The organism is Collinsella sp. AM16-21 (genome assembly GCF_003471905.1).
Taxonomy (GTDB): Bacteria; Actinomycetota; Coriobacteriia; order Coriobacteriales; family Coriobacteriaceae; genus Collinsella.
On the sequence record NZ_QRKJ01000013.1, the window covers coordinates 43,982 to 64,732 of the forward strand.

The window sequence follows — 20,751 nt, forward strand, 5'->3', positions numbered from 1 at the left end:
GGCCGCACTAAATTAGCTAAGGAGACCCCATGGCATCGAAGAACCTTTTGCCCGTCGTCGCACTCTGCGGCGCGCTCGCAACCGGAACGCCTGTCGCCGCTTGGGCGACTCCCGTCATGGCAGACTCCTTACCAGCAGCCCTAAGCTCCGCACCAAATCCGTCGAGCGCCATTGCGTGTAAGCGTTTTTCGATTGCACAGGCCGCAATCTCAACCTCGGGATGCCTTCGTCGTAATACGGACGGCTCGATAGTCGTGGATATCAATCGTTCGAACAAGGTAAACGGCTCCCAGGCGGGGTGCGCCGTCTGCACGTGGCGCTCGGTTGTGCTCGATGCAGATGGCGATCCATGCAATTTAGAGCTGCGCATCGACATCGCTTCGGTCGATGACTCGGCGAACGGAGCGAAGGTCGCCTTTGACGGTGCGTTTTTCGAGAAAGGAGGCGGTATATGTCTGGGCTGCGCCGCCGCGAATGCAGACGACACGCAGCCCACCCTCTCATTCACGGCATCGTTGCGGCTGGCCAAAGCCGGCACCGATGCCATCGCGGCGGGAGAAACGTCCCTGCTGTTCTACGCCGCCAGCACCAAAGATACAGACGCTCATTTCGAGAAGCCAGCCGGATCACTCAGCCTTACACGAGGGATAGAGGCAGGCCCTATTGAAATCGATGCCCACGCGCAAAGCAGGCAACGCATTCTTGCCGACCCGGCGCTTCTCGAAATGGAGTGGAACGGATCCGGAGCCATCGGAATTCTCCCCTCCGCGCTTGACGCCAAGACGCTCCCCTCAAACGACGAACCCATCAACGCAACCATACAAGAAGAGAGTGCGGACAAGGAAGCGGGTGCGGGCGACACGTCATCGCCGACAAACAGCGTCCCAGCTTCTTTCGAAGCACCGAATGAGCCCGCTACCGATCAAAACGATCCCGAGCTCGCGGACAGTCTGGGGCTTGCTGATCCTCAAGAAATCGATGAAGGTAACTGCTGCGTGTTTGCCGCGCTCGACCACACGGAGGTCATCGACGCTGCAAGCATCGAAGTTGCCGCCGCCAATCAGCCCGTCCGCAAGTCGGCCATCATCGCATTTCCTGAATCCATCGAAGTCGTCTTTTTGCCATCGGGCGAGGTCGTGGCCCCAACACTGCTCACCTTGTTGGGCGCCAAGAATACTCGAAACGAAATTAAAAAGGTCACGGTTGTCGACCCTGCAACCACCGCTAAATTGCGCCTATACGCCGTTGCCCCAGACGGAGGCAAGACCTTGGAATTCGATGGCGACACACTCCTAGCCTGGCGACGTCTGGACATTATGCAAGACATCTCGTATCAGATCGAACTCGAAGGGTTTGATCGTACCCGCGATGCCAATATCATCGCCGCGGCTATTGAATCCCCACAGCGGCTTATGACACTGCGCTTTGACCACTATCCCTATGTCCCGACAACCACCTGAGGCTTAAATACTGCGCGTCGTTGCTAATACCACTTATATAACGTATTAGATGAGTCGCGATGTGTCTCGCATTCCATTCTGCTACGATTGCCACGTTGGCATCAATACAGGAGGGCTCATGCCGGGCTTGGGAACAATCATCAACGTTGTCCTTTTAGTTGCGGGCGGTCTTTTGGGATTAGCGGGCGGTCGCTTTATCACACCGCGTATCCAAGACACGCTCATGAAAGCGTCGGGGCTGTGCGTCCTGTTTATCGGCCTTGGCGGCACCATGCAAAAGATGCTCCTTATCGATGGAAAGGCGCTGTCGACCACCGGTACCACCATGCTCATCGTCTCATTTGCGCTCGGTTCGCTCATCGGCGAGGCCGTCGACTTGGAAGCCGCCATTGAGAACCTTGGCGAATGGCTCAAGCGCAAAACCGGCAGCGAGGGCGATAACGAGTTCACCAACGCTTTTGTCTCGACTTCGCTCACCGTGTGTATCGGCGCCATGGCCATTGTGGGATCGATTCAGGACGGCCTGCTCGGCGACTGGTCAACGCTTGCCCTCAAGGGCGCACTGGACTGCATCATCGTCTGCACCATGACGGCCTCACTTGGCCGCGGCTGCATCTTTTCCGCCCTGCCCGTCGCCGTGTTCCAGGGGACGATCACGCTGTTTGCCGGTGCACTCTCCCCCATCATGACCACGGCAGCCCTCGACAGCCTTTCGCTCGTAGGCTCCATGCTCATCTTCTGCGTCGGCGTCAACCTTATCCGTCCTCAGACCTTCCGCACTGCCAATATGCTTCCCTCCGTCATCATCGCCGTCATCTACGCCCTCCTGTTCTAAATCTATCTACGTAGCGGTATCTCGAACATCTGTTTGATGCTGTGCTATGATATGAGGTCACCGTAGCTGCGTTCGAGAGGAGGAGCGGTGGCCGACCAGGACATCAAGATGCTCATCGAGCGCATTATGGCCGAGGCCCGGACCCATCAGTCCGCCCGCTTCTCAAACGAAACCTACGCAGACGAGCCGATTCTCAAAACCGGGCGACAGATGCAGAATTTCCTCCCCGACCAGTACCGTAAAATGCGCGAGATATCGCGCTGGCAGGATGACCCCAAGGGCGGTGCGGGCCGCTGGCTTTCGGAAGCCGAGCTTTTTTACCGCCAGGGCCTGCTGATGGCCGGCTTTGAGGACGACTGTCCCTACAACGGCACCTTTAAGTCGTACTTTCCCACCTACAACGCCATGAGCGACCGGCAACTGCGCGGCTACTTTACCTGGCGTGCCCAAGTGCGCCGCGGAACCGTCGAGGAAACGTCTACGTCCTTTGCCTTTCTGTATCTCTATGAGCTGATCTGCGGCATTGGCGTAGATAATCCACTCGATGGTTTTAACAAGATCAAGGCTTTTTGGGATGTCTATCGCGCCTTCGAGCCCGGCATCGACCGGTTTGCGCGCGTGTGGCTGCAAGATTACGCCGTGTTCCACGGGCTCGACCCCAAGCTGCTTCGCGACTCTAAAACCGTCATGTTCGATAACGCCCTTATCGAACTGCGGCGCGCGGCACGAGACCTTGTACCGGCACCGTCCGGCCAGACCCCTAAGCGTCGCAAAACCTCCGAGCCCGCGCTCCCCCTTCCGCCCGATGAGGTGCGCGAGGAGCGACTCATGGCCGCCATCAACGCCCTCTCCACGTACAACCTAAGTAGCTCGCGGCTCGACCGCAGCCACCACCGCGATCTGCGCCACGTGGCGTGCGCCGTGTATGTCCGCATGGCGCGCTACTATGACACGCACCGAAAGACCGGCATCGTGGCAAGTTTATTTGGGGAGGAGACGGCAATGCCCTACACCATGTTTGCCTCGGCCGTATTCTTTGCGCCCGAGCGCCACGAGGACTGCGAATACCGTCTGGACCCCATCCATATCTACCGTTGCCAAAACGGTTTTTGGGAATGCATGCGGATTCACGGCAGCAGACAAAAGAGCAGCAAACTTGGCGAGATGATGCGCGCCTGCGACCAACGCCTGCGCCTGGCCCTGGACCCCGCCCATCCCCTGAAGGAAGAAAAGGTCCCCAAATATCTGGCCAAGATTATCGATGACGAGATCACGGCATGGCTTTCATGGGATGCCGCACATCAGCCCGTCAAGATCGATATCGATCTGAGTCAGCTGGGGCACATTCGGAGCGCCGCCGCGCAAACGCGCGAGGCGCTTTTGATCGACGAGGAGCGCGAGGACGATGCGCCCGCACAGGTTGACGTGGCGGGCTCCGAGCAGCTGGAAGCCAAGCCCGCGTCCGACGTGATTGCCGAGGCGGTCACGGTGCCCACGGAGCGCAACGAAGCCGACGAGCCAACCATTTCCACCGAACAGTTTGGCGTCGTAGCCCCGCTCCTCGCGCCAACGCCCGCGCCCGCCGACACCGCGTCCGTACTCGACCCCGCCGCAGACGCCTATCTTCGAGCACTACTCGAGCAAAACGCAGCACAGACGGCATCGGCGGTGGAACAGTCGGGCAAGAGTGAGGACATGCTCGTCGATAGCATCAACGAAGCGCTCTTTGACCTGGTGGGCGACACCGTTATTGAATTTGGCTCAGCAGGACCGCAAATTATCGAGGACTACGAAGCAGACGTGAGAGGATACTTAGACCATGAGTGATACCGCATCCGCAGCACCCCGTGTGCCCAAGCGCGTCGCCGCCGTCATTCTCAACTCGCTCAAGGGCGGCGTTGTCCCGCGCATTGGCCTTCCCTACATCACCGTAGGACGCGAGGTCGAGATCCGCGCCCTGCTCACCGACCTAAGTCTCATCGCCGACGGCGGCGCAAGCTTCCGTTTCCTGGTCGGTCGCTATGGCGCCGGCAAGAGCTTTTTGCTCCAGACCATCCGAACGCATGCCATGGGCGAGGGCTTCGTGGTCGCCGATGCCGACCTTTCCCCTGAGCGCCGCCTACAGGGCGGCCAGGGCCAGGGCCTTGCCACCTACCGCGAGCTCATCCGCAATATTTCGACCAAGACGCGCCCCGAGGGCGGCGCGCTCAACCTTATCCTGGACCGCTGGGTCGCCTCGTGTGCCGAGGCCGACGAGTCTGCCGTCAATGCCCAACTGGCCCCGCTCGAGGAGATGGTCCACGGCTTTGACTTTGCCCGCATGCTCCGCCGTTATCGCACGGCCGTCTCGGAGGGTGACGAAGAAGCTATGAGTCGCGTGACCAAATGGATTCGCGGCGAATACCGCACCAAGAGTGAGGCACGCGCCGAGTTGGGCTCCTCGACCATCATCAGCGATGACGACTGGTACGACTACGTCAAGCTCATCGCACGTTTTTTGGTCTGCAGCGGCTACAAGGGCATGCTGGTGCTCATCGACGAGCTCGTGAATCTGTACAAGATTCCCAACGCGATCACGCGCCAATATAACTACGAGAAGATCCTGACCATGTACAACGACACGCTCCAGGGCAAAGCGCAGTACCTGGGCGTGATCATGGGTGGCACGCCGACCTCTATCGAGGACCGCCGCCGCGGCGTCTTTTCCTACGAGGCCCTTCGGAGCCGTCTCGCTCAGGGCCGTTTTGCGCGAGATGATCTCAAAGACATGCTCGCGCCCATCATCCGCCTGCAGCCGCTCACCTACGAGGAGCTGCTGGTGCTCATCGAAAAGCTCATGCAGATCCATGCCGGCTACTTTGGCTGGACGCCCACGCTTACCGAGAACGACTTGGTGGACTTCCTCAAGATTGAGTTCGGCCGCGTGGGAGCCGATACGCATTTGACGCCGCGTGAGGTCATCCGTGACTTTATCGAGCTGCTCGATATCCTGTGTCAGAACCCCGATGCCAACGTGGCCGAGTTGCTGCAAAGCGTCGGTGGCGACGCGCTGGCGCCGGCAGCCGCAACAGGCGACACCGGCACCGCAGGCGGCGACCGCAACTTCGCCGAATTTACCATCTAACCTGCCAAAAAGGGACAAGTTTATTTTGGTAGGTTTTATCTGGGCAAACGCCGATGTTGCAAGATATCGAGCCGCTGCCCGTTGTGTTGATCGGCCCGTTGATGAGAGGAGGTCCCATGAACGCTTTTGACCGATATGCCCCGTTTATCCAGGATTTCATTTACTCCCACGATTGGGAGAGCCTGCGCTCCATCCAAGTTGCGGCGGCAGATGCCATCTTCAACACGCAAGATAATGTGCTCCTGACGGCATCTACGGCATCTGGCAAGACTGAGGCGGCCTTCTTTCCCATCCTGACCGAGTTTTGGGAGAACCAACCCGCGAGCGTAGGCGCCCTCTACATTGGCCCCCTCAAAGCGCTCATCAATGATCAGTTCGTCCGTCTCAATGACCTGTGCGAAGAAGCCGACATCCCCGTCTGGCATTGGCACGGCGACGTCTCGCAATCGCACAAGGCTAGGCTCATCAAAAAGCCGAGCGGTATCCTACAGATTACGCCCGAATCACTCGAGGCACTCCTGATCCACAAGCACATGGCGATCCCGCGCATGTTCTGCGACCTGCGCTACGTGGTTATCGACGAGGTCCATTCGCTCATGCGCGGCGACCGTGGCGGGCAAACGCTCTGCCTTATCGAGCGACTCTCGCGCATGGCCGGCGTGCAGCCTCGCCGCATTGGCCTTTCGGCCACCATCGGCGACCCCGAGCGCACGGGCGCTTTTCTCTCACAGGGAACGGGGCGCGACTGCGTTATCCCCCGCTTTGAGGAACCGCGCCGCATGTGGCGCATCTCCATGGAGCACTTCTACAACTCTGGCCCCCAGGCTCAGCAACGAGAATTCGTAGGCACGGGTCCACAAGAAGCCGAGGTGCTTACTTGCGAGCGTATTGAGACGGCGGCGCCCGCGGCGCTGCCCGCATCCGGACAAGACATGTGCCACAGCGGACAGCTTGCACAGGAAGAACGCCGTCAACGTCGCGAGCAGGCGCGGGGCAAGGCCGCTCCCAAAGACCGTCGCACTTCCTCGGCCCCCGAGGGCGAAGTCGACATCCCACGAGCGGCCGAGCAGGCGCTTCTCAACCCCACCGACACGGCACCCGACAACGCCGACCCCGGTATGGGCTATATCTTTGAACATACGCGCGGCCGCAAGTGCCTGGTCTTTGCCAACTCGCGCGAGGAGGCAGAGGCCGTGTGCTCCATGCTGCGCAGCTACTGCGAAAGTCGACACGAGCCCGACCGCTTTCTCATCCACCACGGCAACCTTTCGGCATCGCTGCGCGAGACGGCCGAGGAGCTCATGCGCGACGAGGAGCAGGCGCAGACAACCGTCACCACCTCTACGCTGGAGCTCGGTATCGATATCGGCCGCCTGGAGCGCGCCTTCCAGATTGACGCGCCGTTTACCGTCAGCTCCTTTTTGCAGCGCATGGGGCGCACAGGCCGTCGCGACCTTCCGCCCGAGATGTGGTTTGTCATGCGCGAGGAAGAACCCGAGCCGCGCACGATGATGCCCGAGACCATTCCTTGGAAGCTCCTGCAGGGCATCGCGCTCGTACAACTCTATCGCGAGGAAAAATGGGTCGAGCCGCCTGAACTCGATCGACTCCCCTACAGTCTGCTCTATCACCAGACCATGTCGACCCTCGCCAGCACCGGCGAACTCACGCCGGCCGAACTTGCCCAGCGCGTGCTCACACTGAGCTATTTCCATCGCATCTCGGCCGATGACTATCGCGTGCTGCTGCGTCACCTCATTAAGATCGACCATATCCAGGTCACCGAAGGCGGCGGGCTCATCGTGGGTCTCGCGGGCGAGCGCATCATCAACAACTTTAAGTTCTACGCCGTGTTCCAGGAAAACGAGGAGTTTACCGTCCGGAACGAATCGGCCGAGCTGGGCACGATCGTCAATCCGCCCCCGCCCGGTGAGCGCATTGCCATCGCCGGCCATTGCTGGATTGTCGAAGAAGTGGACTGGAAGCGCCATACCGTCTTTGCCACGCAGGTCAAAGGCCGGGTGCCGGCCTACTTTGGCGACTGCCCCGGCGACATTAACACGCATGTGCTCGAGCGCATGCGCCAAGCGCTCACTGAGCACGCAGCATATCCGTACCTTATGGGTAACGCACGGGCTCGCTTGGCGCAGGCTCGTCATACCGCCGAGATTTCGGGCGCGGGAACTAAGCCGCTCATCAACCTGGGTGGCGACACCTGGGTGCTCTTCCCCTGGTTGGGCAGCTACGCCTTTCTGGCACTCGAACGTATGCTCAAGATTAAATGCGCCGCGGAACTTGGCCTTCGCGGGCTCGATCCGTCGCGTCCATACTTTATGCAGTTCAAGATGAAGGCCGACGAGGAGACATTCTTTGAGGTGCTCGCCGCCGAGGCCGAGAAGGACTTCGACCCCATCGAGCTCGTCTATCCCGGCGAGGTGCCTTATTTTGATCGCTACGACGAGTACGTTCCCGAGGAGCTCGTGCGCAAAGGCTTCGCCGAAGGCGTGCTCGACATCGAGGGTATGAAGCAGCGCGTCCTCAGCTGGCGCGACCACGCCTAAGACCAGTCTTTTTTGGGACGGGGAGACTTACTTGTCGTGAAGGACGGTGCCGAGGAAGTCAGCGTCGAAGGGCACGGCGTCGGCAAAGGTGTAGTCACCGTCGCTGGCGATGAGCAGGTAGTTCTCTTCGCCGCCAAATTCCGCGTCGCCGCAGGGAACCACCCAGGCATGCGCAAACACCTCGAGCGCCGTGCTAACGCAATCGCGCAGGAACGTCACATCGCTCCCCTCGTTTGCACTCACGATATTGGCGGCATAGATACCGCCGGGGTTCAGGCTGCCCCGCACCAAGCGCAGCGCCTCAATCGTCGCCAGCTCGCGCACGGGCTCGGCACCGCCAAAGCAATCGCTCACGACGACATCGTAGCGACGATGCCCAACGCTCGTCACGCCCAGATACGAGCGAGCCTCAGCGGTAATCACCCGCAAGCGGTCACCCACCGTGCGCTCCAGCTCGTCCAGATAGAACCAACGACGCGCCAGACGCGTAATCTCGGCATCGTACTCAATGACGTCCATGCGCAAGCCCTCGTGCGACACCAGCGCATATTTGGGATAGGCAAACCCGCCCCCACCTAGCATAAGCATACGGTTGATACCGTGACCATAAGCGTCGCGCATCGCATCCTCGGCCTCAAACACGTCGTCAAACGCACGATAGTACGTAAAGACGGGCTCTGCCCAACGCTCGCCAACGTAGGTCGCGCTCTGGTAGACGCCGCCTTGCACCAACACGCGGACTTCGTCGCCACTCTCATCGTGCACGCGCTTCACACGCGCCAACCCATTGCGAGTCCTCGCGACCTGCAGACAGGCAGCGCGAACAGCGACGGCGGCCGCGCCAAGCGCCGCAGCTCCCAGGGCAACGCCGGCAACGACGCCAGCAGAAACACTCGGTTTGTTCATCTAGAGCTCCTTTTGCAGATAGAGTCCGTGGTCGTAAAAACCCAAATGGCGATAGTACTCACGCGTGCCAATCGCGCTAATCACGTTGATACGTGCATAACCCGCGTCCCGGGCAATCTCGCACGCACGCTCTACGAGCAGACGCCCCAACCCGTGATGCTGCGCCGCCTGGCCTTGATCCCCCACGCGTGCCGCCATGCCATACACGTGTACCTCGCGAATCATCGCCTCGTCCGGCGTCGTCGGCAACTCGTCCGCATGCACGGCAACAAACGAATGGTCGGGCAGCGACAGCCGCAAAAAGCCCGCGATCTTGCCCTGCGGCGTCACCCACTGCAAAAAGCGCTCGTGCGTCACCGGCGTCTCGTAAGCGACCTCATCAAGAGACAGTTCATCCAGGTCGGCACCCGCCGTGCTGATCTCGCGATAGCGGATCTCGCGCACCGTCGCGCCTTCCCCACGAGCCGCCAAACGGTTTTCGACGAGTTGACGCAGGTTGGGCTTCTTGTTGCCCACCATGATGTCGTCAGAGCTAAAGTCGCGAATCATGCGGCTGATGCGGCAGAACGCCGGCGTCACCACGATGTCGTCGGCAAGCACATCGAGCAACTCGTCCTCGGTATAGGGGCGCCACTCGCCACGCTCATAACAGCCCACCAGGCGCGAACCCTCGATGAGCGCGCACGGGTAAACCTTGACCTCGTCGGGCATAAAGGCCCCTTCGGTCATAAAGCGCTCGTAGTCGCGCTTATCCCCCTCGGGCGTGGCACCCAGCAAATTGAGCATAAAGTGCGCGTGGATCTTAAAGCCAAACAGGCGCGCAAGCGAAAACGCTCGCTCAATCTGAGCCACCGAAATGCGACGCTCGTTGATATCGAGCAGATGCTGGTCGAGACTCTGGATGCCCATCTGGATCTTAGTACAGCCCAGGCGACGAATGAGCGTGAGGGCCTGTGGCGTCACGGCATCGGGCCGGGTCTCGATAACGAGCCCCACCACGCGATGCTTCGCCGTCTCGTTGATGCGCTGCTGGCGCTCAAGCTCCTCCATCGTGGCCGTCTGCCACTCGGCGACCTCGCCCCACGGCGTACCGGGGCCGTACAGACAACGCACCGCGCGGTTGTAGCCGCCCACAGCAACATCCACGCGCTCCTGCTCTCCTGCAACACCGCTCGCGAGCTCGGCCTCGTCTGTCGCAATGCCGGCAGCCCGGTAGCGCTCGCGACGCTCCGCCACCACCGGCGGCAGGGCATCGGCGGGAGCGTCATCGAGCAAGCGCCCCGCCTCGGCACGGCTGATACCCGGGCGCGCCAACATGGGATTAGCCGCCACGCCGGCGACGGCATCGTCATTGAGCGCACGGAAAAGTTCCGACATAAACCACGTCTGATACCCTTGCGGATAGTCGCTCCAGGTACCACCGAGCACGATGAGCTCTATCTTGTCGGTCGCATGCCCCATCTGCGAAAGCGCGGTCAGACGAGCGCTCACCTGCAGATACGGATCGAAGCAATTTTGCTCCGCACGGGCGCATGCCGGCTCGGCGTGCAGATAGCTCTTGGGCATGCGCAGATCATTGGGACAAAACAGGCAATCGCCTGAGCACGGCCACGGCTTGGTGATGACGGTAATGGTCGCCACGCCTGAGGCCGTTCGGCGCGGCTTCATGCGCAGCGCCTGCAGCAGTCGACGTTCCAGCTCGGCATCGACATTCCACCCAGCCCAACGAGCCGGCTCCTCGCGCTTCACCCGCTGGTAGAACGGCAGCAGGCGGCGCTTGGCCAGATCGCGCTTGTCGGCACCCTCACGGCGCGCCTCGGCATGTATCAGTTTGACGAGTGCCTTGTCGTCTACGGTCTCGCCGCGACGCAGGGCTTTAAGTATGTTCAAGATAATCTGTTCCATGCCCCCATTGTAAAGGCAAAGGCGCCGGAGCCCGTCACGGCTCCGGCGCCTCCATCAAACAGCGCGTCTAAGCATCTATGCTTGCGGACCAGCCCGCAGCCATCACTCCGGATCAAACGACATGTCGCCCGAACCGACCTCAAAACGATACGTGGCAGACTTATCGCCGTTATCGAATTCAAGATTCAAAATGGTCTCGCCGTCGTAGCCAAGCGGAAGGAAATCGCTCTCGAAGTCGCCGCTGCCCAAGGTGAGGCTCGCCTTAAAGCCCGTCGAGTTCGGAACCGTCATCTCCACATCGCCCGAGCCCACACTCACGTCCATCGACTTCGCGGGGGCCTGGTAAAGCTCGAACGTCACATCGCCCGAACCGACCTCAGCGCTGAGCGCATCAGTCACGCTGCCCGTAAACTCTACATCTCCCGCACCCAGGAAAAGGTCGAAACCATCACAGATGACACCGGCAATCTGCAGATCGCCCGAGCCCACGTGCGCGTTGACCCCCTTCAGATGTTCGGCAACACGGCGCGGCAGCTCGACCGTAACTGAGCGATCGATTGCCTTACCGTCGTCACTTCCAAACTGGGAAACCTTGAGCGTCGAGTCCTCGACGGATGCGATGTTTTGCGTCGCGGCCTTGGAGGCATCCATACCCTCGGCAACGCGCCCCCGCTCGATAACGCGAACCTTGTTGCCATCAACAACCTTGACGTCCACCGAAGCCGCATTGATATCGAAATCGAGGTAGCGGAACTCATCGGCATCAAAAGTCGTGCTCGAAAGCTGCTGAGGCCGAGCGGAATAGTTGCCACTATCCAAGAGATCATCGTCGTCAAACATATCGTCCATACCAGACAAGCCGGGTACAACATCGTCGAGATCCCACGGGCCATCAAAATGAATCAAAGTCCGCGAAATACCAAAGACAAGTCCGATGATGAGCACGAACGCTCCGATGCCAACGCCCAAGCGTACCTTGGATTCATGCGAAAGCTTCATCATTCATCACCCTCTTTGGCGATCGGGTCAGCGGTAGTCGCGGTAGCCACGCCAGCATCAACCGCAGCGGAAGCATCCTGCACCTGAGTCCTAGCCGTCACCGGTGCCGAACCAACCTGAATATCCCCGCGTGCCCAATCACCATCGAGTGCACGCGCCACCCAGTGATAGATGGGAATCGTAAAGAAGATCAGCGCGGCAAAGGGGCCGGCACCAAACGGGAACATCAGCAAAAAGAACAGCAGCCAACACACAGCCCAATACGGGAACGACTGGAACGGACCCTTCACCGGAGTCGAGCCAACCGCACCGCCACTCGTCGCCTGCGCCGTAGCGGCATTGGCGGCCTGTGCACTCCAGCTTGCCGCTTGCGCCGCCTTGGCCGCAGCATCACTCGCCTGCGTTGCCGCCTCGGTAGCGCGTGCCGCCGCCTCGTGGGTACGGGCACGCTCCGCCGCCTCGGCCTCGCGCTGACGGGCGCGGTCCTCGTTCTCAAACTCGATATCGTCCTCGATCTCATCGCTCGGATTGAGCAGCTCATCCAGACTCACACCATAGAGCTTGGCGAGCGAAATCAGGTTCTCGGTATCGGGCGAGCTCTCCGCGCGCTCCCATTTACTGACCGCTTGGCGTGACAGTCCCAGCTTTCGCGCCAATCCTTCTTGGCTAAAGCCCTTGCTGCGGCGAAGGTCGGCGAGCCGCTGAGCAGTTTCTACATTCATGGTTCCTCCTATGCGATGCCAGCCGTGCCGCCGGACCGTTTTTGTTTTTAAGGCGCCTTGCACAGTTAAAAATCTATCCGCCACCGCCAAAAGCATGCCACCTATTCTAGTGAGATTTTTGACAACCGGCGGTTGCGGGCACATATGAGCTGCGGAAATGTGTCCAAACAAAGCAATGACCCACAGCTCGGTTGTCCCCGTTGCGGCGTAAACGGTAGTATGGTCGTACTGTTTATTCCGCACCGCCAACGGAGGGAGTTCCGCGCCGTGAACCGCGATTTCGCCTCATCGCTCATCCAGCTCAACAACACGTTCTATCGCGAGCACTCCGCCTCCTTCTCCGATACGCGCCAGGCCCCGTGGCCCGGCTGGGTGCGTACCATGGATATCGCGCTCGGGCAGCTCGACGTCGCCACGATCGAGCATCCCGTCCGTGTCTTTGATCTTGCCTGCGGAAATATGCGCTTTGAGAACTTTGCCGCCGGCGGCGCACTTGCCGCCAAGGGCGTCGACGGCACAAACCCCTCGGCAGATGTCAGCTGCCCGTTTGAGTTCTATGGTGTCGACTCGTGTCAGGACCTGGCCATCGATGCACGTGGCCACGCCCTGCGCATTCCCAACCTGCACTTCCAGGAACTCGATGTGCTCGACGCCCTCATGAAGCTCAACCCCGCCAAGACACCCGACGTGCTTTTCGACGCCCCGCTCGCCGACATCTCGGTCTGCTTTGGATTTATGCACCACGTGCCGTCGTGCGAGTACCGCGTACGCGTGCTCGACGCCCTGGTGCGCCAGACGCGCCCAGGCGGCATCATCGCCATCAGCTTTTGGGAGTTTATGAACGACGAGCGCATGGCGCGCAAGGCCGTTCGTGCCGAGGCCCGCGCCGAGCTCACCCCGCCGTTTGAGGGTTACGATTCCGCGCAGTTTGAAGCCGGCGACCATCTCATTGGCTGGCAAAACGACCGCCACGCCTACCGCTATTGCCATCACTTTGACGATCAGCAGATCACCGACCTGGTGCGCGGCGTCCGTACGTTCTACAAGAGCGGCGAGGTCCCCGTGCGCGAGCTTGAGCGCTTCCATGCCGACGGTCGCAGCGGCGAGCTCAACCGCTATGTGATTCTCAAGCGTCTGTAGGCGTCAGCGACTCGTCGCTGAGCCGCACCGCATCTTTTGGGCAAATCGCCCCCTTCTAACCCATCACCGGAACGTGCAGCCATGCGTTCCATACTTATGACCAAGGAGCCTCATGGGAGCCGTCCACGTTCGCACGCCTAAGAACTTTGTACTCGAGGAGCGCCTGGAGCGCTACGCCGATGCGATTGAGACGAACCCCGAGGCCTATGCCGGAGATTGGCGCGAGGCCTGTGCGCCCGCAGGCAGCAAGCCTTTCGAACACCTTCATCTGGATCTTGGTTGTGGCAAGGGAACGTACCTTGTAGAGCGCGCGGCCCGCGAGCCAAACACGTTCTTTATCGGCATGGACCAGGAGCCCATCTGCATCGCCTATGCCGCACAGAAAATCTGCGAGCAGGAGCTGTCCAACGCACTTGTCCTGCCCCGAGGCGCCGCATCGCTGCCGCAGCTGTTTGCCGCAGGCGAGCTCGATGCCATCACCATCAACTTTCCCACGCCGCAGCCCAAGGCCAAGTACGCCAAAAAACGGCTCGTCCATGTCGACCATCTGATGCTCTACCGCCCGCTCTTTGCAGCCGGCGCCACCGTCACGCTGCGCACCGACAGCAAACCGCTGCGCGACTACGCCCTGGGGCAGATTGCCGCGGCCGGCTACGACACGCTTTGGGTAAGCGACGACGTCCGCCGCGACCATCCCGAGCATCCCGAGACCGAATACGAATGCCGCACGCGCGAGATGGGTGCCGTCGTCTATGGCATTTGTGCCACACCCGGCGCGCAGCCCACCGACGAACAGCTCACAGCGGGTCGCATGCAGGAGCAAAGTCTTGCTTGCTACCTGCCCGATAACCTCGATGAGCTCACCTACGTGCCCCTCGGCATGGAAGAGGCCGTCGAGAACTTTAAAAACCGCGCCCGCAAGGGCAAGAAGCGCTTACCGCAGGAGTCCTAGGGGCTTCTGATGGTCGCGGCGTCGGCAAACAAGCGCAAATTGGCGCCAGCGAACGGCCCTCAAACCTAAGTGAGTAGACTTTTTTGCAATAGCCAGGCACAGCCCGCATAGCGAAACATAAAACCGCAGGTAGAACCCTAGCGCAAAAGTCATGTGCTCGCAATATCGCAAAAAGTCTACTCACTTGGCTAGCGACTACACTAAACGGCTGGGCAGAACGCCCATTTCCTGCATTTTCTTGCCTGCGAACGCATCGATGCGACGCTACGCCATAATAGTTGGCGGACAATCGCGAGAGAAAGCAAACACATGGCACAGACCACGATAGATACCGCCGCCAGCACCGTCTCTGGCGCCGGCGCCGCCAGCTCATTCTCGGGCGGCACGGGAACCGAAGCCGAATTCGGCTCACTCGGTGCGCTCTCCCCCATCTGGTGGGAGCCCGAGGACGGCAGCGAGCCCGAACCGTGGCTCACGCCCGACCAGGCCTTCGAGCGCTTCTTTGAATGGACGAGCAATCGCGGTATTGAGCTGTGGGACCACCAGGAAGAGGCCCTCATGGATCTAGCCGCCGGCGATCACGTCATTCTGGGCACGCCGACCGGATCGGGCAAGTCGCTTGTCGCGCTGGGCATGCTCTTTATGGGCATGGCACAGGGCAAACGCTGCTATTACACGGCTCCTATCAAGGCTCTGGTCAGCGAGAAGTTTTTCGACCTTGTGCAGGTGCTCGGCCGCGATAACGTCGGTATGATTACCGGCGACACGCATATCAACACCAAGGCGCCCGTCATCTGCTGCACGGCAGAGATCCTTGCTAACGACGCACTGCGCGAGGGCGAAGATGCCGACGTGGGCTGCGTCGCCATGGACGAGTTCCACTACTTTGCCGACCCCGATCGTGGTTGGGCCTGGCAGGTGCCGCTGCTCACCCTGCCCCACACGCAATTCATGCTCATGAGCGCCACGCTCGGCGATGTCACCGCGATTGCCGCCTCGCTCGAGGAACACACCGGCGCTACCTGCGACTTGGTTGTCGACGCCCCGCGTCCTGTTCCGTTGAGCTACGACTATGTGACGACCTCCCTCGAGGGCACGGTCGAGCTCGCCATGCGCCGCGGCGAGGCCCCGCTCTATATCGTGCACTTTAGCCAGGATGCCGCCCTTGCAACGGCGCAATCCCTCGCCAATTTTGGCATCGCCAGCAAGGAGCAGCGCGAGGCCATTAAGGAAGCCGCCAAGGGCACGAGCTTCTCCACGGCCTTTGGCAAGATTCTCAAGCGCCTGCTCGGATGCGGCGTCGGCGTGCACCATGCCGGCATGCTGCCGCGCTATCGTCTACTGGTCGAGCGCCTGGCGCAGCAGGGCCTGCTGCCCGTCATCTGCGGCACCGATACGCTCGGCGTCGGCATCAACGTACCAATCCACACCGTGGTGCTCACCGCGCTTACCAAGTTCGACGGCTACAAGATGCGTCGTCTGCGCGCCCGCGAGTTCCATCAGATTGCCGGTCGCGCCGGCCGCTCGGGCTTCGATACCGAGGGCATGGTGATTGCCGAGGCACCCGAGCACGAGATCGAGAACGCCAAGCTCATGGCCAAGGCGGGCGACAACCCCAAAAAACTCCGCAAGATTAAAAAGAAGAAGGCCCCCGAGGGCTTTGTCACCTGGAACAAGCAAACCTTTGAGCGCCTGATCGAGACGCAGCCCGAGACACTCAAGCCGCGCCTGCGCATCACGCACTCCATGGTGATCAGCGTGGTCGAGCAGGGCGGCGATGCCCGAGCCCGCGTACACGACCTCATCGAGACGAGTCTGCAGACCCCTGAGGAAAAGGCAAAGCTCGAGGTTCGTGCCGACGAGATCTTCGCCACGCTCATCGACTCCGGCGTCGTCGTACGCACCGAAGTGCCGCCCGCACCCGACGCTCCGGCTGACGCCGCGCCGGACATCGACTACGCACTGACGGTCGATCTGCCCGAGGACTTCGCGCTCGATCAGCCGCTCTCGCCGTTCTTACTTGCCGCATTGGAGCTGCTCGATCCCGAGAGCGAGACCTATACCATGGATCTGATCTCAATGGTCGAGGCAACGCTCGAGGATCCCAAGCAGGTGCTGCGCGCACAGGAGCGCGCAGCACGCGATCGCGCTATGGCCGAGATGAAAGCCGACGGCATTGAATATGAGGAGCGTCTGGAGCGCATTCAAGACGTCACGTATGAAAAGCCGCTCGAGGATTTGCTCGACGCCGCCTTTGACAAGTACTGCCAGGAAGTGCCCTGGGCCAACGACTATCAGCTCTCTCCCAAGAGCGTCCTGCGCGATATGCTGGAGAGCGCGAGCGATTTTAAGGGCTACATTCAAAAGCTCGGCATCGCCCGCTCCGAGGGCATTTTGCTGCGCTACCTGGCAGAGGCCTATCGTTCGCTCGACCGCACCGTGCCCATCGAGAAGCGCGACGAACGCCTGCGCGACATTATCTCGTGGCTGGGCTTTGTGGTGCGCTCGGTGGACTCGAGCCTGGTGGACGAGTGGGAGAACGCCGGCAACCCCGCTGCACTCGACGCCGCACCGCCGCAGGGCATCGATGAAGTCGTGGCAGACCGCCGTGGCTGCACCCTGCTGGTGCGCAACGCACTCTTCCGCCGCGTGACCCTTGCCGCCCGCGAGCGCATTCGCGACCTGGGCGAACTCGACGACGACTGGGGCATGAGCGAGATCCGCTGGCAAAAGGCCCTCGATGCCTACCATGAGCAGCATGAGGAAATTCTCACCGACGGAGACGCCCGCAGTGCCGCGATGTTTTCCATCGATGAGTCCGACGAGAAGACCGCGCACGTATGGCACGTGCACCAGATCTTTGCCGACGAGGATGGCGACCACGATTTTGGCATCATGGGCGATGTCGATCTGGACGCCACGCAAGACGGCGGCGAGGTAATCTTCAAAAACTACCGCGTCGGCTTTATCGAGGACCTGCTCGAGAACTAGCCAAACATACTGGAACGGAATAAAACGGGGCCGTTGGCACTATCGCCAGCGGCCCCGTTTTTGCACTATCCGCTATGCCTTACTCGGCATTCTCGACCTCATACGAATCCGCCTCGGCTGGCTCATCGTTTGTCTCTGCCGCAGCCCCGCGTGCCTCGTCAAACGCCGCCTTCATGGTCTTGTTGCCCCACGTGAGCTTGCGAATGGTAAGATCGTCGGCTTTCTTGTTGGCAAGGCGCAGATTGTTCTCGGAGGACAGCAACGCCTCCTTGGTTTTCTGCAGATGGCTAATCGTCTTGTCGATCTCATCGATTGCCGTTTGGAACTTGCGGCTCGCGATCTCGTAGTTGCGGCCGAAATCGTTCTTGAACTTCTCCATCTTGGCTTCGAAGTTCGTGACATCGATATTCTGCTGCTTGTACTCCGCCAGCTCCTGCTTATAGCGAAGCGAACCCATGGCGGCATTGCGCAGCAGCGTAATGATGGGAATGAAGAACTGCGGGCGGATCACATACATCTTCTCGTAGCGATAGCTCACGTCCACGATTCCCGCGTTGTAAAGCTCGCTCTCGGGCTCGAGCAGCGTGCAGAGCACCGCGTACTCACAGCCTTTCTGGCGACGATCGTGATCGAGTTTCTTAAAGAAGTCCTCGTTTTTATGCTTGGTCGCGGTCTCGTCGTTCTCGTTTTTCATCTCGAACATAATCGAAATGACCTCGTTGCCGCTCGCGTCGCACTCACGGAAAATGAAGTCTCCCTTGGTGCCCTCGGATGCATCGTTATCTTTCTCGAAGTACGCATTGGGAAACGCCGTCATGCGCAGACGGTTAAACTCGGTCTCGCAGTGCTGCTCGAGCGACTCGCCCACCATCTTGGTGGACAGGCGAACCTTCATGTCCTTAAGGCGCTCAATCTCTTCATCCTTGTAGCGGATCAACTCGTCGCTCACGCGCTTGGCCTGCGCAAGCTCAAGCTCGTGGGCTGCCTTGGCCTGTTCCTCGCGAGAATCGCGCACCGCCAGCTCGCTCGTCAGTTTGGCACGTGCCTCATCGCGCTCTCGCTCCGCCGCGGCGACCGCCTCTGACAGGTTCATTTTTGCCATCAGTTCCTGCTCGCGCAGCTGGGCACGCAGGCCCTCGGCCTCTTGCTCGGACTGAGCCTTTGCGGCGGAAAACTTCTCTTGCACCTTCGCGCGATAGTCAGTAAGCGCGCGCTCGGCCTCGCTGCGAGCGGCATCGAGCTCACGCTGCGACTCTGCCGCGGCGGCGGCAAGCGCCATCTCCTGGGCCTTGTCCGCCGCGGCGATCCTGGCCTGCAGCTCGGCAATCTGAGCGTCGCGCGCGGACAGGTCGTTTTGAGCAGCATTGCGTGCCGCCGCTTCGGCAAGCCTGGCTTCATCATCTTTGCGCTCCAACTGCGCACGTAAATTGTCGATCTCGCGCTGAAGCTCGGCATTCTCCTTTTGAGCATCGGAACGGGCCTCAACCGCCGCGCGCTGACTTGCACTCTCGCGCTCTGCGGCAGCGCTTTCGAGCTTGGCGCGCAGCTCGGCAAGCTCAGCGTCGCGCTTGGCAACCTCTTGTGCCAGCTGCTGAGCTGCAGCGTTCTTCTGCTCGACAAGCTGAGCGTCGCGCTGAGACTCTGCCTTTTGCAAAGCAGCCGTCGAGCGCGAGCGCTCAAGCTCCAGTGCCTGCTCGCCCTCGCGCTGGACCGCCTTCACGCGCTCATCCAGGTCGCGCGAAAACTCGGCATTGCGCACCTGCTTGACGATATCCGCATAACCGGACGCATCGACCTTAAAAACTTCGCCGCAATGCGGGCACTTGATCTCGTTCATGGCAGCTCCTCGATGGACGCAAATTTCAACCGCCTACACTCTACCGCGCCGCACGGACAAAAAAGGCGCCGCTGCCATAATGGCAACGGCGCCAGAACCACCACGAAGGTGGCTGCCCCCTTTGCGGTAGCTCGTGTCGTGGTTCGAGAATTACAGTCCAAAAAAGCCGAGGATCTGATCACGGCTTACGGGCTTGTAGTCGTTGGCATCGAGGCCGACATCGTAGCGAAAAATGGGGCGCTCGCGATCGCGGTTGCGTGCGTTGGTGCGGTCACCCCTGCTATGGATATGTCCGTGCAGCATGATGGCGCCGCGCGCCTTGCCATTCCAGCTGAGCATGGGGTAATGGCTCATCACCAGGCGATGACCCTTAGCGTAACCGGGAGCGACCTCCAGATAATCGCGCACCTCATCCCAAATCTGCGGTGCGTTCGGATCTTCCCAATCGCCGTCATGGTTACCGCGGATGAGCGTCACGTTCTTGCATTCGATACGCTCGCGCAGGTGCACGGCATCCGCTAGGGGCAAACGATAGGTAAAGTCTCCCAGGATGTAGAGACGGTCATCCGCAGCCACGCACTCATTGATGGCATCGATGACCTTGCGATTCATCTCCTCGACCGAGCCAAACGGCCGGTCCATGTCGTGCAAGATATTCGTATCGCCCAGGTGCAGGTCGGCGGTAAACCACATCATCGTCTATGTCCTCATTTCGCAACGCGTCAAACTCGTGCTAAGTATACAGACACAGCGATGCGTCGGTTAGCCAAAGAGCCCGCCGAACAGACCTCGGCGGTGTTTGTCTTTCTTTTTCGACGCGTCACCCTGGGCGTTCTTGTCCTGCCGCTTCTTCCGGTCCTGCTCTAGCTCATCATCGTCGAGCAGCATATCCCACTCAAACGGGTCGTCCGTCAGATCGAACAGGTCATCGCCATCAAACATGACCGCCTCCATTGCCGATTAGCGAGCATCCACCACATAGAGTCCAACGCGCACCTGATGCCACGGGCTGCGCTCGGGGGCAACCTGTTGCACACGGGCCTCAAATACGTACCCATGGCCGTAATACATCATCAAGGACAGCGGGCCGGCCTCGTTTCCCGGAACATAGCCGAGCTTGGTGTTGCCGTAGTAGATCGCAACCGCCTCGGGATCATGGGGATTATCGCGCTCGGCACACAGCGTCAGCTTATCGCCCGCTTTAAGATCGCCCAAGACCAAGGCGCCATCGGCATACTGAAATCCTGCAATATGAAACGACAAAAGAACACGTGAAGGCTCGTACATGGCAGCTCCTCTACCGGCCGGAATACCCGGCG

At 60.4% G+C, this 20,751-nt stretch carries 16 protein-coding genes; 8 read left to right on the top strand and 8 right to left on the bottom strand.

Features of this window, described 5'->3' with window-relative positions:
* Nucleotides 1-29 precede the first annotated feature (29 nt).
* The 5 genes from DW180_RS07870 to DW180_RS07890 all read left to right on the top strand — a co-directional run bounded on the left by DW180_RS07870 (nt 30) and on the right by DW180_RS07890 (nt 7,980).
* A complete protein-coding gene (locus DW180_RS07870) occupies nt 30-1,460 on the top strand; it encodes a hypothetical protein (protein WP_118238316.1) in 1,431 nt (476 codons plus the stop codon).
* A 118-nt stretch (nt 1,461-1,578) separates the two neighbouring features.
* Complete coding sequence (locus tag DW180_RS07875; protein ID WP_199411025.1) at nt 1,579-2,295, top strand: DUF554 domain-containing protein; 717 nt, start codon at nt 1,579-1,581, stop codon at nt 2,293-2,295.
* Between the two features lie 87 nt (nt 2,296-2,382).
* Nucleotides 2,383-4,122: a TerB N-terminal domain-containing protein gene (locus DW180_RS07880; protein ID WP_233545228.1), complete on the top strand. Its 1,740-nt coding sequence runs from the start codon at nt 2,383-2,385 to the stop codon at nt 4,120-4,122.
* Complete coding sequence (locus DW180_RS07885) at nt 4,115-5,419, top strand: ATP-binding protein (protein WP_118238318.1); 1,305 nt, start codon at nt 4,115-4,117, stop codon at nt 5,417-5,419. The genes DW180_RS07880 and DW180_RS07885 overlap by 8 nt, the downstream gene beginning before the upstream one ends.
* Before the next feature lie 116 nt (nt 5,420-5,535).
* Complete coding sequence (locus DW180_RS07890; protein WP_118238320.1) at nt 5,536-7,980, top strand: DEAD/DEAH box helicase; 2,445 nt, start codon at nt 5,536-5,538, stop codon at nt 7,978-7,980.
* Nucleotides 7,981-8,007: 27 nt separating this feature from the next.
* Here the strand turns inward: DW180_RS07890 and DW180_RS07895 are convergent, their stop codons facing one another.
* The 4 genes from DW180_RS07895 to DW180_RS07910 all read right to left on the bottom strand — a co-directional run bounded on the left by DW180_RS07895 (nt 8,008) and on the right by DW180_RS07910 (nt 12,512).
* Nucleotides 8,008-8,886: a spermidine synthase gene (locus DW180_RS07895; protein WP_118238322.1), complete on the bottom strand. Its 879-nt coding sequence runs from the start codon at nt 8,884-8,886 to the stop codon at nt 8,008-8,010.
* Entirely contained in the window at nt 8,887-10,791 is a 1,905-nt protein-coding gene (locus tag DW180_RS07900; RefSeq protein ID WP_118238324.1) for an elongator complex protein 3, read from the bottom strand. It abuts the gene before it with no gap.
* A gap of 102 nt (nt 10,792-10,893) precedes the next feature.
* Nucleotides 10,894-11,793, bottom strand: a complete 900-nt coding sequence (locus tag DW180_RS07905) for a DUF4097 family beta strand repeat-containing protein (protein ID WP_118238325.1) — start codon at nt 11,791-11,793, stop codon at nt 10,894-10,896.
* Nucleotides 11,790-12,512, bottom strand: coding sequence for a helix-turn-helix domain-containing protein (locus tag DW180_RS07910; RefSeq protein WP_118238326.1), 723 nt, complete (start codon nt 12,510-12,512; stop codon nt 11,790-11,792). Before DW180_RS07910 ends, DW180_RS07905 begins: the two co-directional genes overlap by 4 nt.
* Before the next feature lie 219 nt (nt 12,513-12,731).
* Between DW180_RS07910 and DW180_RS07915 the strand changes: the two genes are divergently transcribed.
* From DW180_RS07915 to DW180_RS07925, 3 genes are all read left to right on the top strand, one after another.
* Nucleotides 12,732-13,652, top strand: a complete 921-nt coding sequence (locus tag DW180_RS07915; protein ID WP_158570965.1) for a hypothetical protein — start codon at nt 12,732-12,734, stop codon at nt 13,650-13,652.
* Between the two features lie 112 nt (nt 13,653-13,764).
* A complete protein-coding gene (locus DW180_RS07920) occupies nt 13,765-14,604 on the top strand; it encodes a tRNA (guanosine(46)-N(7))-methyltransferase TrmB (protein ID WP_118238328.1) in 840 nt (279 codons plus the stop codon).
* A gap of 309 nt (nt 14,605-14,913) precedes the next feature.
* Nucleotides 14,914-17,595 (top strand): RNA helicase, encoded by a 2,682-nt coding sequence (locus tag DW180_RS07925; protein ID WP_118238329.1) that lies wholly within the window; start codon nt 14,914-14,916, stop codon nt 17,593-17,595.
* Nucleotides 17,596-17,674: 79 nt separating this feature from the next.
* Here the strand turns inward: DW180_RS07925 and DW180_RS07930 are convergent, their stop codons facing one another.
* The 4 genes from DW180_RS07930 to DW180_RS07945 all read right to left on the bottom strand — a co-directional run bounded on the left by DW180_RS07930 (nt 17,675) and on the right by DW180_RS07945 (nt 20,719).
* Nucleotides 17,675-19,432: a DUF2130 domain-containing protein gene (locus DW180_RS07930; protein WP_118238330.1), complete on the bottom strand. Its 1,758-nt coding sequence runs from the start codon at nt 19,430-19,432 to the stop codon at nt 17,675-17,677.
* Between the two features lie 150 nt (nt 19,433-19,582).
* Nucleotides 19,583-20,128, bottom strand: coding sequence for a metallophosphoesterase (locus DW180_RS07935; RefSeq protein WP_118238331.1), 546 nt, complete (start codon nt 20,126-20,128; stop codon nt 19,583-19,585).
* Between the two features lie 66 nt (nt 20,129-20,194).
* On the bottom strand, nt 20,195-20,374 hold the full coding sequence (locus DW180_RS07940; RefSeq protein WP_118238332.1) for a hypothetical protein: 180 nt from the start codon (nt 20,372-20,374) through the stop codon (nt 20,195-20,197).
* An 18-nt stretch (nt 20,375-20,392) separates the two neighbouring features.
* The gene (locus tag DW180_RS07945; protein WP_118238333.1) at nt 20,393-20,719 is read right to left on the bottom strand and encodes an HIRAN domain-containing protein; all 327 of its coding nucleotides are present in this window, start codon (nt 20,717-20,719) and stop codon (nt 20,393-20,395) included.
* Nucleotides 20,720-20,751: the final 32 nt, after the last annotated feature.

What these genes read in the sequence shown, in the direction of transcription:
- DW180_RS07870 (WP_118238316.1), top strand. Translation starts at nt 30, where the DNA reads ATGGCATCGAAGAACCTTTTGCCCGTCGTCGCACTCTGCGGCGCGCTC.
- DW180_RS07925 (WP_118238329.1), top strand. Translation starts at nt 14,914, where the DNA reads ATGGCACAGACCACGATAGATACCGCCGCCAGCACCGTCTCTGGCGCC.
- DW180_RS07900 (WP_118238324.1), bottom strand. Translation starts at nt 10,791, where the DNA reads ATGGAACAGATTATCTTGAACATACTTAAAGCCCTGCGTCGCGGCGAG.
- DW180_RS07885 (WP_118238318.1), top strand. Translation starts at nt 4,115, where the DNA reads ATGAGTGATACCGCATCCGCAGCACCCCGTGTGCCCAAGCGCGTCGCC.
- DW180_RS07930 (WP_118238330.1), bottom strand. Translation starts at nt 19,432, where the DNA reads ATGAACGAGATCAAGTGCCCGCATTGCGGCGAAGTTTTTAAGGTCGAT.
- DW180_RS07935 (WP_118238331.1), bottom strand. Translation starts at nt 20,128, where the DNA reads ATGATGTGGTTTACCGCCGACCTGCACCTGGGCGATACGAATATCTTG.
- DW180_RS07875 (WP_199411025.1), top strand. Translation starts at nt 1,579, where the DNA reads ATGCCGGGCTTGGGAACAATCATCAACGTTGTCCTTTTAGTTGCGGGC.
- DW180_RS07905 (WP_118238325.1), bottom strand. Translation starts at nt 11,793, where the DNA reads ATGATGAAGCTTTCGCATGAATCCAAGGTACGCTTGGGCGTTGGCATC.
- DW180_RS07910 (WP_118238326.1), bottom strand. Translation starts at nt 12,512, where the DNA reads ATGAATGTAGAAACTGCTCAGCGGCTCGCCGACCTTCGCCGCAGCAAG.
- DW180_RS07920 (WP_118238328.1), top strand. Translation starts at nt 13,765, where the DNA reads ATGGGAGCCGTCCACGTTCGCACGCCTAAGAACTTTGTACTCGAGGAG.
- DW180_RS07890 (WP_118238320.1), top strand. Translation starts at nt 5,536, where the DNA reads ATGAACGCTTTTGACCGATATGCCCCGTTTATCCAGGATTTCATTTAC.
- DW180_RS07940 (WP_118238332.1), bottom strand. Translation starts at nt 20,374, where the DNA reads ATGTTTGATGGCGATGACCTGTTCGATCTGACGGACGACCCGTTTGAG.
- DW180_RS07945 (WP_118238333.1), bottom strand. Translation starts at nt 20,719, where the DNA reads ATGTACGAGCCTTCACGTGTTCTTTTGTCGTTTCATATTGCAGGATTT.
- DW180_RS07895 (WP_118238322.1), bottom strand. Translation starts at nt 8,886, where the DNA reads ATGAACAAACCGAGTGTTTCTGCTGGCGTCGTTGCCGGCGTTGCCCTG.
- DW180_RS07915 (WP_158570965.1), top strand. Translation starts at nt 12,732, where the DNA reads ATGGTCGTACTGTTTATTCCGCACCGCCAACGGAGGGAGTTCCGCGCC.